Genomic DNA, 16,577 nt, shown 5'->3' on the forward strand with positions numbered 1-16,577 from the left:
GCGACGGACCGCACCCCGCCTGACAGCGGTCCTGTTACACGTTGAAACTATTTTTTTCATCTCCCGGCCGTGTTTCCTGAGCGGCCGCAACGCTGCGCCTCCCATCCGCTGAAATACCCCGGAAAGCCCCGTCTCATCGCGGCATAGACGCCTCACGCGGCGGGCTATCCTGTTTTCCGGTCGTCCTGGATGCGGCGCGCCACCCGGCCCTCGCCGGTTCACCTGCGCAGTCGCACCCTAAAGCTTTGCGGCAACGCTCCGATAACCCAAACAACGGTGGCTATTTCGGTTCGTCTGCAAGACAGCCTCGTTACGGTAGGTGTGCCGAAATGCACCGACTCTTGGAAAATGGAGCAGCTTCATGTCATCAGTCATCAACACGAATATTCTGTCGCAGATCGCTCAGAATAACCTCTCGAACTCGCAGGCAAGCCTGACCTCGGCTGTTACGCGTCTGTCCTCTGGCCTGCAGATCAACAGCGCCGCTGACAATGCAGCGGGCTTGGCGATTTCGGACCGTATGACGGCGCAGATCAACGGCCTCACGGCTGCCCAGCAAAATGCGACGAACGGCATCTCGCTCGCGCAAACGGCGGGTTCGGCCCTGTCGCAGATCACCTCGAACCTCCAGCGTATCCGCGAACTGGCCGTGCAGGCGTCGAACTCGACGTACTCCGCCACCGACCGCCAGTCGATGGACCAAGAAGTTCAGCAACGCCTGTCGGAAATCAACCGTATCGCATCGCAAACGCAGTACAATGGCCTGAACCTTCTTGACGGCTCGTTCGGTGTCGCGAACTTCCAGGTCGGTGCAAACGCCGGCCAGACCATCAGCGTCGACTTGTCGAGCAGCGTCAAGACCTCGCAAATCGGCCAAACGTCGTCGACCACCCTGCAAATGGGTGCGGCTAGCGGCAACAACCTGTCGGCGGGCTCGCTGGCCATCCAGCTGGGGAACGGCCAGACCTACGCAATCGGTTCGGCCCAGGCCGGCACTGCAGCAGGTCAATCGGCAGACAGTGCCTACGCCGCTGCCGCCGCTATCACCGCTGGTAACATCACCGGCCTGAGCGCAACCGCAACGAACACGCAGAACGTCTCGGTGGCCACCTCGGTTGCCACGGCAACGACGCTGAACATCAACGGCACGGACGTGTACACCGCCGGCGCCGGCGCCCAGTTGTCGATGGGTGACGTGATCAGCGGCATCAACGCTCATTCGTCGAACACCGGTGTGACGGCATCGCAAAACGCCGACGGCTCGCTCCAGCTGACCGCAGCTGACGGCCGCAACATTGTCCTCTCGGACTCGTCGGGTTCGGGCAGCGTCCTAACCAACACCAAGTCGGGTGCGGGCCTCCAGGGTTCGACGCTGTACGGTACGGTCTCCCTGTCGTCGAGCAGCACGATCGGTCTCTCGGGTTCGGACGCAACGTCGCTCTCCACCAGCGCGACGAACCTTGCCGCCACCGGCAAGGCAGTCGACTCGTCGGCATCGCTCGGCGGCACGAGCGCGGCAAGCGTCACGATCAACGGCACGGTCGTCACGACTGGCTCGAGCTGGAACGCATCGGATCTGGCCGCAGCGATCAATGCCGCCCATATCACCAACGTCGTCGCCTCGGCGGATTCGAGCGGTCACCTCCAGCTCGAATCGTATTCGAACGCTGGCATTTCCGTCTCGGGTACCGGTTCGATCGGCACCGACTCCGGCCTGACGGGTGCAGGCCAGACGATCTACACGGCAGGGACGTCCAGCACCAGCCTCGCCACCGCTGACGTGCTGACGGTGGCAGACGCGCAAAAAACGCTGCAAGCAGTCGACTCGGCCCTCAATGAAGTCGACAGCCTGCAAGGCGAGCTGGGCGCCGTGCAGAACCGCTTCACCTCGACGATCACAAACTTGCAATCGGCAACGCAGAACGCACAAAGCGCGCAATCGTCAATCCAGGATACGAACTACGCGGCCGAAGCATCGAACCTGTCGCGCGCGCAAGTGCTCCAGAGCGCCGGTACGGCCATGGTCGCGCAAGCGAACCAGATGCCGCAAACAGTCCTGAAGCTTCTGCAGTAAGACGTACGGTTTCTGGCGGCGGCAAGCAGCAGCGCCACCGCCAGAAACGTTGGAAAACTCGCCCGGTCGGATCCCGCCCAAAGCGGACGGCCAGCCGGGCGCGGGTGCGAAGGCCGCCAGGATCGGGGCGTCGCCATACGCTGGAACAAAAGCAGAAAACAAGAAGCAAGCTGTGTTTGGAACTGTCGGCTTCGCGCTCAGCGCGCGAACGCCGACCGTTTTTTTCAGACAGAGTGAGTCCGCATCGAAATGATTGAATCCATCCAGACGTCATTTCGATTCGATCTCTGAGGAGAAGGGATATGGACGTATCGGCATCCAACACGAACGCCAGCGGTCTCGTCGCGGCCACGCTCTACGGAAGCGGTACCGGTTCGCTGCAGGCGTATCAAAATCAGGAAAAGAAGTCGCAGGACGATGCGGTCAACCTGTCGGGCGCGGCCGCCGCATTGAATGCGCAGGGCCTGTATCAAGCGCCGCCGGTCAGTGAGGGCAACGCCGCGCAGCAGGCGGTCAGCTCGATCAACTCGGCACTCAAGCGTTTTTCGACCACGCTCGAGTTCACATTCGACCCCGAAACGCTTACGCGCGTCGTCAAGGTGGTGGATTCCGAAACGGGCAAGACGGTCCGGCAGATGCCGTCCGAAGATGCGATCAAGGCGGCCCACGCGCTCGAACAGAGCAAAGGCCTGCTGATCGGCCAGAAAGCCTGAGCAGCCCGCGCTGGAATAGCGGTGAACACGACGGTAGGCGATGAAGTCCGGGGCCAGCCGAAGGACTGAACGAACATCAGAAGAGGTAGATTCAATGACAAGCAGCGTCAGTTCGTCCAGCGGCGGTACCACGTCCACGCCGACCGCCGCGGAGATTCTCGCCCAGGCACAGGCCAATGCGAAGGCAGCCGCGCAGTCCATCATTTCGGGCTCGGGTATCGGCTCGTCGATGAATCTCTCGCAACTGATGTCTGGCTTGATGTCGGTTGAAAGTGTGCCGCTGCTGAACTTGCAGGCGCAGCAAGCGGGTGTACAGACTGAAGTGTCCGCATTCGGGACGATTTCCTCGGCGTTCTCGACATTCGAGAGCACGCTCTCCAATCTCACGTTCGCGTCGAATTTCCAGTCGCTTGCGGCTGCCTCCAGCGATGAAACGGTCGCGTCGGTTGCGCTCAACACGGGCGCCGTGGCCGGCTCATACGATCTCAACGTGACCGCCCTGGCGTCGGCCGAATCGCTGCTCGCCCCCGGGCAGGCGAGCACCACGACATCGATCGGCTCGGGCACCCCGACCACGCTGAATATCCAGCTCGGCACGACGACACCGGCCATTCCGGCCAGCGCGGGTCCCCCACCGGTCTCGGCAGTACCGGCGAGCTTCACGCCGAATAGCGGCCAGACCGTCGTACCGATCACGATCAATTCGTCCAACAACACGCTTCAGGGCATCGCCCAGGCAATCAATTCGGCGAACGTTGGCGTCACGGCATCGATCGTCAACGATGGCAGCGGTACGCCCTATCGCCTCCAGATCAGTTCAACCGCAACCGGCGCCACGCAGTCGATTCAGATCAACGTCGCGGGGGCGGGCGGCACCGGCGCGGGCGACACCGCCATCACGAGCCTGCTTCAGTACGACCCCGCCGGCACCATGAACATGACGCAAACCACGGCGGCAGGCAACGCCGAGATGACCGTCAACGGCACGCCGATCTCGAGTCCGTCGAACACCGTCGATGGTTCGTTTCCGGGTCTCGCAATCGGGCTGGTCGGCACGGGCGCCACGACGATCACCGTCGGCAACGCGACCTCGAATCTGTCCACGCTCGTGCAGAATTTCGTCACGGCATACAACACGATGCAGACGACGATTCAGCCGCTGACCAACTTCAATGCGAGCGACAGCACGCAGAACGGACCGTTGCTCGGCGACGGCACAACGCAGCAGTTGATGACGCAAATCCAGTCGATCGTCTCGAGCATCGTCGCAGGTATGCCGCAGAACATGAGCGGCCTCTCCGACGTCGGCATCACGCTCGACCCGTCGAATCCGGCCGACAACCAGCTTGTGCTCGACTCGTCCACGCTCAGCTCGGCGCTCGCCGCCAATCCAAACGCCTTGCAAGGTCTGTTCGCCACCCAGACGACCGCAACCGATGCGCTGGTGACGGCCTTCGCCGACGCCAATACGACGCCGCAATCCGGCACGTATGGGATCACGGTCACTCAGGCCGCGACGCAGGGCTCGCTCACGGGCTCGGCGCCGGCCGTTCTTCCTCCCGATACCGCCGCGGGTGCGACGGCCGGTGAAACGGCCGCGACCCAGCTGTCGATCAATCTGAATGGCACGTTCGCGAGCGTGACGGTACCGGCCGGCAACTACGCAACGCTCGGCGCCTATGCAACCGCCTTGCAGTCCGCGATCAACGGCAACTCGACGTTCTCGGCGGGGGGCTCCGCGGTGAATGTGATCGCGAATGCGAACGGCACGCTCAGCGTGACCTCGACCGCGTTCGGATCGAACTCGACCGTCGAGATCACGGGCACCGACGCCGCTGGGCTGTTCGGCCAGGCTTCGAATGTCGGCACCACGGGTGTCGACATCGAGGGTTCGATCGGCGGCCAGCCCGCGACAGGCTCGGGCCAAACTCTGACCGCGAGCGGCAACAACCCGGCAGCGGGCCTGGCCGTTACGGTCCAGGGCTCCCAGACCGGCTCGCGCGGCAGCGTCAGCTATTCGTCCGGTATCGCGACCCAGCTCATGGCGGTCATGACCCAGGCCGTGCAGGTCAGCGGCCAGGCGGGTGCGACCTCCGACGGTGCGATCACGAGCGCCCTCAGCACGCTCAACAGCCAGATCACGGCGATCGAAGCGCAGGAGACCCAGACACAAAGCTATATCGATTCGGTCAGCGCGAATTACCAGACCCAGTTCACGCAGCTGGAAACGACGCTGGCCTCGATGCAGAGCATCCAGAGCTACCTGCAGCAGATCTTCAACCCGGCCACCAGCAGCTAAGCCGCCGGCCGGTAGCAACGGCCCGTGAATGAATGTTTTACCCGGGTGCGCTCCGACAGGAGCCGCCCGACATCAGGCAATACAGGAGATTCGCCATGTACTCGTCCGGACAGTCTGGCGCCAGCGCATATTCGCGTGTCGGTATGCAAACCAGCGTGGTCGATGCAAGCCCGCACCGCTTGATCGTGCTGTTGTATGAAGGGGCTCGCAAGGCGCTTGCCGTTGCGCGCATGGCCGCGCAGAGCGGGGACATCGCGACGAAGGGCCGGTCCATTGCGCACGCGATCGGCATCATCGGCGGCGGTCTCCAGCAAGCGCTCGACCTGAACGCGGGCGGCGAAATCGCCCAGCGGCTCAACCAGCTTTACGACTACATGACCCGCCGACTCACAGAAGCTTCGTTGAAGCTCGACGACACGCTGATCGTCGAGGTCGATGCGCTGCTCGCGACACTTGAAGACGCATGGCGCACCATCGGGCCTGAAGTTTCGGCGCCGCAGATGAGCGCGGAATTCCAAGCATGAACTCCCCGCTTGAATTGTTTTCCTATTACGAAGCCATTGCGGCGGTCACCGCGCGCATGCTCAATGCGGCACGCAGCGACGACTGGAACCAGTTGTTCAAGTTGCAGACCGAGTACGAGCGCCTGATCGACGAGATCCGCCCGATCGACGCGCGAGTCGTCCTCGACGAACCCGGGCGACAAACGAAGCACGATCTGATTCGCCGTATCCTCGACAATGACGCGGGCATCCGCGAGCTGGCGAGTCCCCGTATCGCACGTCTGTCCGCTCTGATTGCAAGCGACCGGCAAACGCGTGCGCTGCACGATATGTACGGCATGAAGCCGATACGCAACTGAGGCTCTTATGAGTGGGATCGACCCGGCTGTCGCGTCCGCGCTTAACAGCCGGATCGACATGCTGCTCAATGCGATATCCGGCACATCGGACGTCACTGCTGCTCGCCCAGCCGATGCGGCATCCAGCACCCAATGGGCCAATGCGCAGCCCGTCAGGGTCGCGCCGCCCAGCCCGCCACCCGCCTCGGCCCAGGCCGATCTGTCGGAAACGGCGCTCGCGCTCAATATGATTTCGCGCACCGGCGGCGACGAAGCCCCCCCTGTCGTCGGACGCCAGCCGCTCTGGTCGACCGCGCCCAACGCGGGTGCCGCGGGCGCCGCGAATCAGGCGTCGGGCGCGGCCCTTGTGACAGAGTCGGTGCCCGACGGTCTTGCCTCGTCGCTCGCCATGGCGCTCGAGCAGGCACTCGATACGAGCGGTCTCTTCTACGAATCACACCTCGTCCAGTGGCTCTCGGGCCAGCGCAGCAGCGCCTTGCTCAGTCAGGAACCGCAGTCCCGTCTGCCGCCCTCCGAGGGCGAGGCGGGCTGGCCTTTCGATCCCGAGCAGGCGGGGCAGGACGCGTCGAACACGCCGCCTCCATTCATGGGGCGGCCCGCGCCGGGCGCGTCCAATCCAGCGGCCACCATGACCGGCAGCGAGATGGTCGACGTCGAGATCGTCGAGGTCGAGATCGTCGAGGCGGACGGCCTCCCCACTCAGGTCGCGGGCGGCAAGGCCAAGGCCGCTCCCGTCAGTGACGACGGCCCTGACGGCGGCGTGTCGGCGGAATCGGCCGACATGGATATGCCCGGTACCTCACTGCTCGCCACCGCCTCGCGAAACGCGCTGCCAAACACGGCGACGCCGGGAGCCGCGTCTGCAAGTCCCAATGCTCAAGCGGGTGCTTCGGGTGCCTCGAGCAGCTCGGGCGGATCGGCTGCGCCCCAGCAAAGCGGCACGACGTTCTCGACCTCGGCAAACGCCGCCTATGCCGCGCAAGCCGCCACTTCGGCGCTCGACAGCACGGCGAGTCCCGCGACGACGGCGAATCATGCAGCGATGGCTCAGGTCAATCAGCAGCCGGCCAACGGCGCGCCATCCTTGTTGCCGATTCACCCCGATGCACTCTCGATCGTGCGCCAGCAACTCGAACTGCTGCAGAGCGTCGAGCCGCAGTTTCGCTGGTCGGGCGAGGCCTGGCCGAACACAAAGATGTACTGGGAGCTCGATTGGGATCCGGACGACATACACGCCGCCGACCAGCGCATCTGGCGCACGCGTATCTCGCTCGAATTGCCGACGCTCGGTTTCGTCGACGCCGAACTGACCCTGACGGGCCACCAGCTCAGTGCGCGCATCACGGCAGACGGACAGACGGTCGGCACACTCAAGGACGGCACTTCTCATTTCATGAGAGCGCTCGCTTCGGCAGGCCTCGATCTCCAGCAGTTGGCGATCCGCGATGCGCGCGGCAGCGTGCCGTCACAGCCGCAAGCGCTCGGAGCAGCGATATGAGCAGCACCGGACGCCGCCAGGCCGTCGCCCTGGCCTACGAACACGGCGACGACGCCGCGCCGCGCGTCGTCGCGAAGGGGTATGGGCAAATTGCGGACATGATCGTGCAACGCGCGCGCGAGACCGGACTCTATGTGCACGAGTCCTCGCAGATGGTGTCGCTGCTGATGAACGTGGACCTGGACAGCCACGTGCCGCCGCTGCTCTATCAGGCGGTCGCCGAATTGCTCGCGTGGCTCTACCGGCTCGAGCAGGGCGACCCCATGGCGGCGATGCCGGGCATGGCCGGCGAACCAACCGGTGAACGGGCCAAAAATCGGTCCACCGAGCAAGCCAAGGATCGAGCCGCTGACTGGCCTGACGAACGCGGCAGGGACGAGGCCGCATAAGCCGGCACGGATGCGGGCACAAACTCCGTGCGAACGGACAACCGCGGCGCCGTGCGCCGCGGTCCGCCTCAGACGGTCATCTGCATGATCGTCGAATACGCGGTAGCGAGCTTATTGCGGACTTCGACCGCTTCCTGGAAGGCGATATTGGCTTTCTGAAGGTCAACCATGACGTCGTTGAGCGCGACATTGGGTGCGCCGAGTTCGAACGCACGCGCCTCGGCGTTCCCATTGAACTGTCGCGCACTGACTTTCTTGAGCGAGTTTTGCAGAAGCGAGGCAAATTCGCCGGACGAGGCACCCGACTCGGCGATGGTGTTCATATCGGGCGTATCGTCGCCGGCGGCCTGGGTGGCCATCTGCTGGATCTGCTGCATGGCAGACGCTATCGGACTAATACCGCTCATTGGCTTCTCCCGTGCGCGCGCGGCGCAAGTCATCCTTCCATCGATGGCTTGCAGGTTAGCACCGGCCACGAGTGCCAAGCCCATCAATTGACGGGGAATCCCTGCTCTATTCACAGGATCAACCCTCGCAGGCGAAGCCAATAATCGGGAACGTGCAGAATTTGTCGTCGTCTGCCCGCCCTCGGGTTCCGTGAGGCGCCAGACGTCGCCGCACCATCGAATACTGGAGAGTTTCGCCGTGATGATGGTTTCATCCAGCCTGAACACGACTCGCATGCCGCGAGGCGCCGCATGAACGCCGCGACGACCCCGACGCCGTCGGCGATGACTGCGCCGGGCGCCGGCAATGCCGTCGCCGCGCCCGCACCGGCTCCGGCCCCCGTCGCATCGCCCGTGCCCTCGACGAATCCGACGATCGCCGCGCTCGAACAGCGCATGCCGTTCATCGGCCAGCTCCGCACCAATCCGCGCCTGCCTGTCATGCTGGTCGGCGCATTGTTGATCGCGGTGCTGGCGGCCCTCTATCTCTGGAGTCGCGCACCCGACTACAAGGTGCTTTACAGCAATCTCTCGGATCGCGACGGCGGCGCGATCATCACCGCGCTGCAGACGATGAACGTGCCCTACAAGTTCACCGATGCGGGCGGTGCGATCCTCGTACCTGCCGACCAGGTCCACGAGACGCGTCTGCGGCTTGCCCAACAAGGTCTGCCCAAGGGTGGGTCGGTCGGCTTCGAACTGATGGACAATGAGAAATTCGGTATCAGTCAGTTCGCCGAGCAGGTCAACTACCAGCGCGCGCTCGAAGGCGAACTCGAGCGCACGATCAATGCGCTGTCGGCCGTCAGCGATTCGCGCGTGCATCTCGCGATTCCGAAGCCGACCGTGTTCGTCAGCGAAAAGCAGAACCCGACCGCCTCGGTGATGATCAATCTGTGGCCGGGCCGCGTGCTCGACGAGGGCCAGGTCGCCGCGATCACGCATATGGTCTCGTCGGCCGTGCCCGACATGCCCGCGAAGAACGTCACGATCGTCGACCAGAACGGCAATCTGCTGACGGCACCCACCGTGGGCAACGGCCTCGATGCGACCCAGCTGAAATACGTCGCGCAGATCCAGGAGGACACACAGCGCCGTATCGATGCGATCCTCGCGCCGCTGTTCGGTGAAGGCAATGTGCACTCGCAAGTCGCCGCCGACATCGATTTCTCGAAGATCGAGCAGAGCAGCGAGCAGTACACGCCGAACGAAACGCCGAAGGACAGCGCGATCCGCAGCCAGCAGACCAGCGAGTCGAAGGAAATCGGCCAGACGCCGTCGGGCGGCGTACCCGGTGCGCTGTCCAACACGCCGCCGCAACCGGCCAGCGCGCCGCTCGTGAACCCCACCCCGGCGAGCGGTGCAACCGCGGCGGGCACCAACCTCGGACCGTCGAGCGAGCACAAGGACACGACGACCAACTATGAACTCGACAAGACCGTGCGTCACGTCGAGCAGCCGCAAGGCCAGGTCCGCCGCCTGACCGCCGCCGTGCTCGTCAACTACAAGCCGACCGTCGACGCGAAGGGCCATGTGACGATGCAGCCGCTCAGCGCGGCCCAGCTCGCCCAGGTCAAGCAGCTCGCGAGCGATGCGATGGGTTTTAACTCGCAGCGCGGCGATTCGCTGAATGTGGTCAACGGTGAATTCTCGACCGGCGTCAAGAGTCCGGACCTGCCGTTCTGGAAGCAGCCCGAAACCCTCAATCTCGCCACGACCGGCGGCAAGTACGTGCTGATGGCGATGGTCTTCCTGGTGCTGTTCTTCGGCGTGCTGCGCCCCTGGATGAAGGGCCGCCTCAACCCGGTGAACCCGGCGGACTCCGAAGCCGCCGCGGTCGCGGCCCTCGAAGGTCCGACCACGTCCGAAGGCAAGCTGGTCGACGCCGACGGCAATCTCGTCGCGGCAATCGGAGAAAACGCGGCACTCGGCGCGCCGGTCATGACTTCGTTCGAACGCAACCTGACGTATGCGCGCCAAGTCGCGAAGTCCGATCCGAAGGCGGTCGCAACCGTGATCAAGAACTGGGTGAACGATGAACGCTGAAGGCCTGAACAGAGCCGCGATCCTGCTGATGTCGATCGGCGAGGATGAAGCAGCTGAAGTCTTCAAGTACCTCGCGCCACGCGAAGTCCAGAAGATCGGCGCGACCATGGCGACCCTCAAGCACGTGACGCGCGACCAGATCGACGCGGTGCTCGAGGCATTCCGCCACGAGGCGGAACAGCTTTCGGCGCTCTCGCTCGACTCGGGCGAATACATCCGCGCGGTGCTCACCAAGGCGCTCGGCAACGACAAGGCATCGGGCCTCATCGAACGAATCCTGCAGGGCGGCGATACGAGCGGTATCGAAGGCCTCAAGTGGATGGACTCGGGCGCGGTCGCCGAACTGATCAAGAACGAACACCCGCAGATCGTCGCGACGATCCTCGTGCACCTCGACCGCGACCAGGCGTCCGAAGTGCTCGAGTTCTTCGCCGAACGGCTGCGCAACGACGTGGTGCTGCGCATCGCGACGCTCGACGGCATCCAGCCGACGGCATTGCGCGAACTCAACGACGTGCTGACCAAGCTGCTCTCTGGCTCCGACAACCTCAAGCGCAGCCCGATGGGCGGCGTGCGCGCGGCGGCCGAAATCCTCAACTTCATGGGCAGCGTGAACGAGGAGTCGGTCATCTCCACCGTACGCGGCTATGACGAGGAGCTCGCCCAGGCAATCGTCGATCAGATGTTCGTCTTCGACAACCTGCTCGATATCGAAGACCGCGGCATCCAGGTGATCCTCAAGGAAGTCGAGTCGGAATCGCTGATCATCGCGCTGAAGGGCGCACGGCCCGAGTTGCGCGAGAAGATTCTCAAGAACATGTCGTCACGCGCGGCCGAACTGCTGCGCGAAGACCTCGAGTCGCGGGGACCTGTACGGGTTTCCGAAGTCGAGACCGAGCAGAAGAACATTCTGCAGGTCGTGCGCCGTCTTGCCGACGAAGGCGAGATCGCACTCGGCAGCAAACCTGAAGACGCGTACATCTGACGCGAAGGAAGCAGTCCATGAGCCGCGGCCAAATCATCTCGAAGGAACGTCTCACCGCCTATCAGCGCTGGGAGATGGCGTCCTTCGATCCGCCGCCTCCGCCTCCTCCGGAGCCGGTCGTCGAGCCGGAGGAATTGCCCGATCCATCGATCGCGGAGCGCGCGCGGCTCGCCGAGGAAACCCGTGCGGCCGCCTACGCCGAGGGGCTCGCGGCCGGACAAGCGCAAGGGTACGAAGCCGGCTTTTCGGCCGGCCACCTCGATGGACTGAACCAGGGCCTCGCGGAAGCCCAACTCGTCGCGGCCCAGCTCAAGGCGCTCGCCGATTCGTTCATGACCGCGCTCAAGGCGGCCGATGCGGAAGTCGCCGACGGCATCGTCGCGCTCGCCTACGACGTGGCGCGGGAAGTCGTGCGCCAAAGCATCACGCTCGACCCGACCGTGCTGCTCGGCGCCGTGCGCGAAGTGCTCGCGGCCGATCCCGCGCTCGCCGGAACACCGCAGATCCTCGTGAACCCGGCCGACATGCCGGTGCTCGAGGCTTACCTAAAGGAAGAACTCGAGACGAGCGGCTGGGTGATGCGAGCCGACCCCAACGTCGAGCGGGGCGGCTGCCGCGCACGCGCGGCCACGGGCGAAGTCGACGCGACCCTCGCGACACGCTGGAAGCGCGTGCTGCTCGCGCTCGGCGAACACAGCGAATGGTAGAGCGCCCATGAACGCCCCGCTGCTGCCCCCGGATCTCGACGAACTCGACCGCGAACTCGCGGAGATGACGGCGTTGACGCAGGCGCCCGCAGTGACGTCCACCCTGACGTCCCCTCCGACGTCCACCCCGACGCCCCCCCCGCATCCAACCCATGCGCCGGCGCCGGTCTCCGAGCCCCACGATCTCGACGAGATGGACTGGACGCCGAGCAAGGTCCGCACGGTCGCCGAACTCGAAGCGGAACTCGACGCCGAACAGGAAGCCGCGGAGCAGCGCCAGCAACCGTTCCTGCAGCCCGATGCCGCGGCTCGCGCAGCGATCGTCGCGCCGCACGATCCCGCGCTCGCCTCGAACCCTCATCTTGCGGCATGGCGCCAGCGCATGGCGGAGGTCGGCCATGCCAGCGCGCTTGCGAGACCGCTGCTGCGTTGCGGCCGGCTCACGCGCGCGGCCGGCCTGGTGCTCGAGGCGATCGGCATTCGCATGCCGGTTGGCGCGGGTGCGCTGATCGAACTCCAGCCGGGCAATTCCAGCAAGATGGCCGAGGCCGAAGTCGTCGGCTTTTCGGGCGAGCGGCTCTTCCTGATGCCCACCACCGAAGTCGCCGGCCTGCTGCCGGGAGCACGCGTGTTCCCGCTCGAGCTCGCACCGGTCGAGGACCCGCATGCGGGCCAGAAACGTCTGCCCGTCGGCTTCGGCATGCTCGGCCGCGTGGTCGATTCGGCCGGCCGGCCGCTCGACAGTCTGGGCCCGCTCAAGACCGAAGCCGATGCCTCGCTGCACGGCACCCTGATCAACCCGCTGCTGCGCGACCCGATCCACGAGGTGCTCGACGTGGGCGTGCGCGCGATCAACGCGCTGCTCACGGTCGGACGCGGCCAGCGCATGGGCCTGTTCGCGGGCTCCGGGGTCGGCAAGTCGGTGCTGCTCGGGATGATGGCGCGCTATACGAGCGCCGAGGTGATCGTCGTCGGCCTGATCGGCGAACGCGGCCGCGAAGTCAAGGAATTCATCGAGCAGATCCTCGGCGCCGAAGGCCTCGCGCGCTCCGTCGTGGTCGCCGCGCCGGCCGACGTGACACCGCTGATGCGGCTACAGGGCGCGACCTATGCGACCACGCTCGCGGAGTATTTTCGCGACTGCGGCAAGAACGTGCTGCTGATCATGGACTCGCTGACCCGCTATGCAATGGCGCAGCGCGAGATCGCGCTGGCCATCGGCGAACCGCCGGCGACCAAGGGCTATCCGCCGTCTGTGTTCGCCAAGCTGCCTGCGCTGGTCGAGCGAACGGGCAACGGTCCGAAAGGCGGCGGTTCGATCACCGCGTTCTACACGGTACTGACCGAAGGCGACGACCAGCAGGATCCGATCGCCGATTCGGCGCGCGCGATTCTCGACGGCCACGTGGTGCTGTCGCGCTCGTTGGCCGAAAGCGGCCACTATCCGGCGATCGACATCGAGGCATCGATCAGCCGCGCGATGGCGGCGCTCGTGACTGAGCAGCAGTTCGACGATGTGCGCCGGTTCAAACAGTCCTTGTCGCGCTATCAGCGCAATCGCGACCTGATCGCCGTGGGCGCCTATGCAAGTGGTCGCGACCCGCTGATCGACCGCGCGATTGCGATGTACCCGCGACTCGAGGCCTTTCTCCAGCAGAAGATGCAGGAACGTGCCGACCATGGGACGAGCCTCGCCCAGCTCGGTGCGCTGTTCAGCACGGGTTGAGGCCGCACGGATGCCTGCAGTGCCTGTCATGTTGGTCGTGTCCGTGATGCGTGTACCTGTTCGTAGTGCTTGTACCTGGTGACGCGGATTTAGAGAAGGAGCCTTGTGATGAAGTCGAACGAGTTGCCGCTCACCACGCTGATCGAACTGGCGACCGACGAACTGGACGATGCGCAGCGCGCGCTGGGCCAGGCCCAGCAGGCGTGCAGCGAAGCCGAATCACAGACGGAATCGCTGATCCAGTACCGCGACGAATATCGTTCGCGGCTGACTTTGTCGGCCCAGGCAGGGCTGTCGGGAGCGAACTGGCGCAATTTCCAGACCTTCATCGACACGCTCGATGCAGCCATCGAACAACAGCGCCGCGTGCTCGCCGTGGCGCAACAAAAACTCGACGCCGCACGCGCAGCGTGGGCCGAGAAACGCCGTAAGGTGACCTCGTACGAAGCGCTCGCGGAACGCGCGCGCCAGCGCGAGCAGGTCGTCTTCGCGCGCCGCGAGCAGCGCGAATCCGACGAACACGCTGCGAAAGTCATGCGCCTGCGCAATGACCCTTCGCACGACTAGTCTCTTCATATTGAGAAAGAAATGTTGCCACTCTTGATCGCCGCAGCCAGCAGCGCGGTACAGGCCTTGACCGGCGCTTCCGATGCCGCGTCCCAAACGAACGCACCGGATGGTGCCTCCAGTTTCGGCAATGCGCTCCAGAATGCGCAAGACACCCTGCAGCCGCCGGCTCAGCAGGGCGGAAACAGCTCGGGCAACTCCGGCGGCCCGGCCCAGGGACAGAGCAGGCAGGCGTCCAACGACGGCACCGGCAATACCAGCGCGACGCATCCGAGCACATCGAACAACAAGGTCCCGACCACGCAGCACGCGGCACACGGCACGACCCACCAGGGGCACGACCGGGCTCAGCCGAACCAGGCGGCCCTCGCCGCCGCCGCGACGGCAGCGGCGGCCGCGGCCATGGCGGCGGCACAGACAGCCCAGCCCGGCACGGGCGCGGCGGGGCAGGCCGCAAACACCGCCGACGCACAAGCCAACGGCGTCACGAGCGAGGGGATAAGCGCTGCGCAAGACGCCGCCGCGGCAGCAGCGGCCACACTGGCAGCCCAGGCCAACGGGCAGTCCGCCGCGGGAGCGGCCGGCATGCAGAACGCCAATACCAACGCAGCACCCGCCATCGGCACGGCAAGCGGGGCATCCGCGCTGCAAGCCGCGCTCAGCATGCTCAGCCAGAATGGCGTCGCCCTGCCGAAGCTCGGTGCCGGTGCTGTAGCGACAGCCGCGGCCGCGACTCCCGTGAGCGCCTCGACTCTCAACGGCGCCGCGAAGACGGCTGCCGCGAATGGCGCCAACGTCAGCGCGGCCAACACCCAGGCGAGCGCCGGCGCGAATTCGAACGCCGCCACGGACACTGCCACGGCCTCCGCGACCAGTGCTGCAGCCAATACGAACGCTCAGGCGGCCGCCCTCGACAAGGCCGCACTGGCCGCAAACGCCGGCGACAAGAACAACAATGCCGCGGTCGGTGGCAATGCAGCGGACATCGCCGCATTGACCGCGCAGGCCGCGGCCAGCCCGGAGACGTCAGCGGTGGGCGCGCAGGCCGTGGCTCAGGCCGCCCCCCTTGTCGTTTCACCGCCCGTCGGCAACACGTCCGCCTGGGCCGACGCCTTTTCGCAGAAGGTTGTATTTCTGACCAGCGCACACGAGCAAACCGCGCAACTGAGCCTGAACCCGCCCGACCTCGGTCCGTTGCAGGTCGTGCTCAATGTGGCCGACAAGAACGCCACCGCGATGTTCACCTCGGAGCATCAGCAGGTGCGGGACGCTGTCGAGGCCGCCTTGCCGCAGCTGCGCGAGGCGCTCCAGCAAACCGGCATCGGCCTGGGTAGCACGACCGTCTCCGACGGCTCGGCCCAGCAACAGTTCGCCGCGTTCTCGCAGCAGAACGGCAGCGGTTCGGGCCGGGGCAATGGCAACGGCAATGGCAACCGCTCCGGCTCCTCGTCGCGCGACAACGACAGCGACGCGGATGCGCCGATCGCCCAGGTTGCCAACGTACGCGTCTCGAACCGCGCAGTGGACACGTTCGCCTGATCGCTCGTCCCGACCCGGGGACGTTCGCGCCCCGGGACTCTTCTTTCCGAAAGCTAAAGCCTGCGCGGTCATCCGCCGATATAAGAGATTGCGCGAAGGATTGCGCGGATCCCGCATGGCGCGCGCAGACACAAGCGCCGCAAATGTATGAGTTGGCCGGTTTTCGGGCTTCTGTTCCGCCGATCGGCGCAAGCCCGTTCCACGACAATTCATCCTGCAAGCACAAGGAATTTTCCCATGGCAACTACGACGACACCTGAACCGGCCCGCGCAAGCGGCAAGAACACGCTGATCATCATTCTCGCGGCCGTGCTGGTATTGGTCATCGGAGGGGGGGGCGTCGCGTTCTGGCTGCTGTCCAAACAGAAACAGGGTGCGCCGGCGGCACGGGTCATCCCCTCGCCGATATTCTTCACGCTCGAGCCGTTCACGGTGAACCTGTTGTCCGACGACGGCCAGCGCTATGTGCACGTGGGCCTTACCTTGCGTCTCTCGGATTCCGGCAGCGAGGGCCGCCTGACCGAACACATGCCCGAACTGCGCAGCCGCATCCTGCTGATGCTCTCGAACAAGCATCCGGAAGACTTGATCACGCTCGACGGCAAGCAGAAGCTCGCCGCGGAGATCAAGTCGTCCTGCGACCAGCCCTTCAGCCCCGGCGCACCGACGAACCATGTCGCCGAAGTGCTGTTCACCGAATTCGTGGTCCAGTGAGTGAACCAGAAC

The 16,577-nt window shown here is 65.0% G+C and carries 15 protein-coding genes; 14 read left to right on the forward strand and 1 reads right to left on the reverse strand.

All coding sequences use genetic code 11. The features are described from left to right. Positions 1–361 precede the first annotated feature (361 nt). From HV670_RS02395 to HV670_RS02425, 7 genes are all read left to right on the forward strand, one after another. The gene (locus HV670_RS02395) at positions 362–2,074 is read left to right on the forward strand and encodes a flagellin N-terminal helical domain-containing protein (protein ID WP_175103050.1); all 1,713 of its coding nucleotides are present in this window, start codon (positions 362–364) and stop codon (positions 2,072–2,074) included. 302 nt (positions 2,075–2,376) lie between these two features. After that, positions 2,377–2,787, forward strand: a complete 411-nt coding sequence (locus tag HV670_RS02400) for a flagellar protein FlaG (protein ID WP_175103051.1) — start codon at positions 2,377–2,379, stop codon at positions 2,785–2,787. 94 nt (positions 2,788–2,881) lie between these two features. Continuing rightward, positions 2,882–5,086, forward strand: coding sequence for a flagellar filament capping protein FliD (gene fliD / locus HV670_RS02405; RefSeq protein ID WP_175103052.1), 2,205 nt, complete (start codon positions 2,882–2,884; stop codon positions 5,084–5,086). A 95-nt stretch (positions 5,087–5,181) separates the two neighbouring features. Further along, positions 5,182–5,610, forward strand: a complete 429-nt coding sequence (fliS, locus tag HV670_RS02410) for a flagellar export chaperone FliS (RefSeq protein ID WP_175103053.1) — start codon at positions 5,182–5,184, stop codon at positions 5,608–5,610. Further along, the gene (locus HV670_RS02415) at positions 5,607–5,948 is read left to right on the forward strand and encodes a flagellar protein FliT (RefSeq protein WP_175103054.1); all 342 of its coding nucleotides are present in this window, start codon (positions 5,607–5,609) and stop codon (positions 5,946–5,948) included. Before fliS ends, HV670_RS02415 begins: the two co-directional genes overlap by 4 nt. Before the next feature lie 7 nt (positions 5,949–5,955). Further along, positions 5,956–7,446 (forward strand): flagellar hook-length control protein FliK, encoded by a 1,491-nt coding sequence (gene fliK, locus HV670_RS02420; protein ID WP_175103055.1) that lies wholly within the window; start codon positions 5,956–5,958, stop codon positions 7,444–7,446. After that, positions 7,443–7,835, forward strand: coding sequence for an EscU/YscU/HrcU family type III secretion system export apparatus switch protein (locus HV670_RS02425; RefSeq protein WP_175103056.1), 393 nt, complete (start codon positions 7,443–7,445; stop codon positions 7,833–7,835). The genes fliK and HV670_RS02425 overlap by 4 nt, the downstream gene beginning before the upstream one ends. Before the next feature lie 68 nt (positions 7,836–7,903). Here HV670_RS02425 and fliE read toward each other — a convergent pair whose 3' ends face one another. Then, the gene (gene fliE / locus HV670_RS02430) at positions 7,904–8,242 is read right to left on the reverse strand and encodes a flagellar hook-basal body complex protein FliE (RefSeq protein WP_175103057.1); all 339 of its coding nucleotides are present in this window, start codon (positions 8,240–8,242) and stop codon (positions 7,904–7,906) included. Between the two features lie 291 nt (positions 8,243–8,533). Here fliE and fliF point away from each other — a divergent pair, with 291 nt between their 5' ends. From fliF to fliL, 7 genes are all read left to right on the forward strand, one after another. Continuing rightward, entirely contained in the window at positions 8,534–10,327 is a 1,794-nt protein-coding gene (gene fliF / locus HV670_RS02435; RefSeq protein WP_246256927.1) for a flagellar basal-body MS-ring/collar protein FliF, read from the forward strand. After that, entirely contained in the window at positions 10,317–11,312 is a 996-nt protein-coding gene (fliG, locus tag HV670_RS02440) for a flagellar motor switch protein FliG (protein WP_175103058.1), read from the forward strand. Before fliF ends, fliG begins: the two co-directional genes overlap by 11 nt. Before the next feature lie 17 nt (positions 11,313–11,329). Then, the gene (fliH, locus tag HV670_RS02445; protein WP_175103059.1) at positions 11,330–12,019 is read left to right on the forward strand and encodes a flagellar assembly protein FliH; all 690 of its coding nucleotides are present in this window, start codon (positions 11,330–11,332) and stop codon (positions 12,017–12,019) included. 193 nt (positions 12,020–12,212) lie between these two features. Further along, positions 12,213–13,745, forward strand: coding sequence for a flagellar protein export ATPase FliI (gene fliI / locus HV670_RS02450; protein WP_175103340.1), 1,533 nt, complete (start codon positions 12,213–12,215; stop codon positions 13,743–13,745). A 108-nt stretch (positions 13,746–13,853) separates the two neighbouring features. After that, positions 13,854–14,312: a flagellar export protein FliJ gene (gene fliJ / locus HV670_RS02455; RefSeq protein WP_175103060.1), complete on the forward strand. Its 459-nt coding sequence runs from the start codon at positions 13,854–13,856 to the stop codon at positions 14,310–14,312. Between the two features lie 21 nt (positions 14,313–14,333). Beyond that, entirely contained in the window at positions 14,334–15,851 is a 1,518-nt protein-coding gene (locus tag HV670_RS02460; RefSeq protein WP_175103061.1) for a flagellar hook-length control protein FliK, read from the forward strand. A 237-nt stretch (positions 15,852–16,088) separates the two neighbouring features. Further along, on the forward strand, positions 16,089–16,565 hold the full coding sequence (gene fliL, locus HV670_RS02465) for a flagellar basal body-associated protein FliL (RefSeq protein ID WP_175103062.1): 477 nt from the start codon (positions 16,089–16,091) through the stop codon (positions 16,563–16,565). Positions 16,566–16,577: the final 12 nt, after the last annotated feature.

The organism is Pararobbsia alpina (assembly GCF_902859895.1).
GTDB lineage: Bacteria > Pseudomonadota > Gammaproteobacteria > Burkholderiales > Burkholderiaceae > Pararobbsia > Pararobbsia alpina.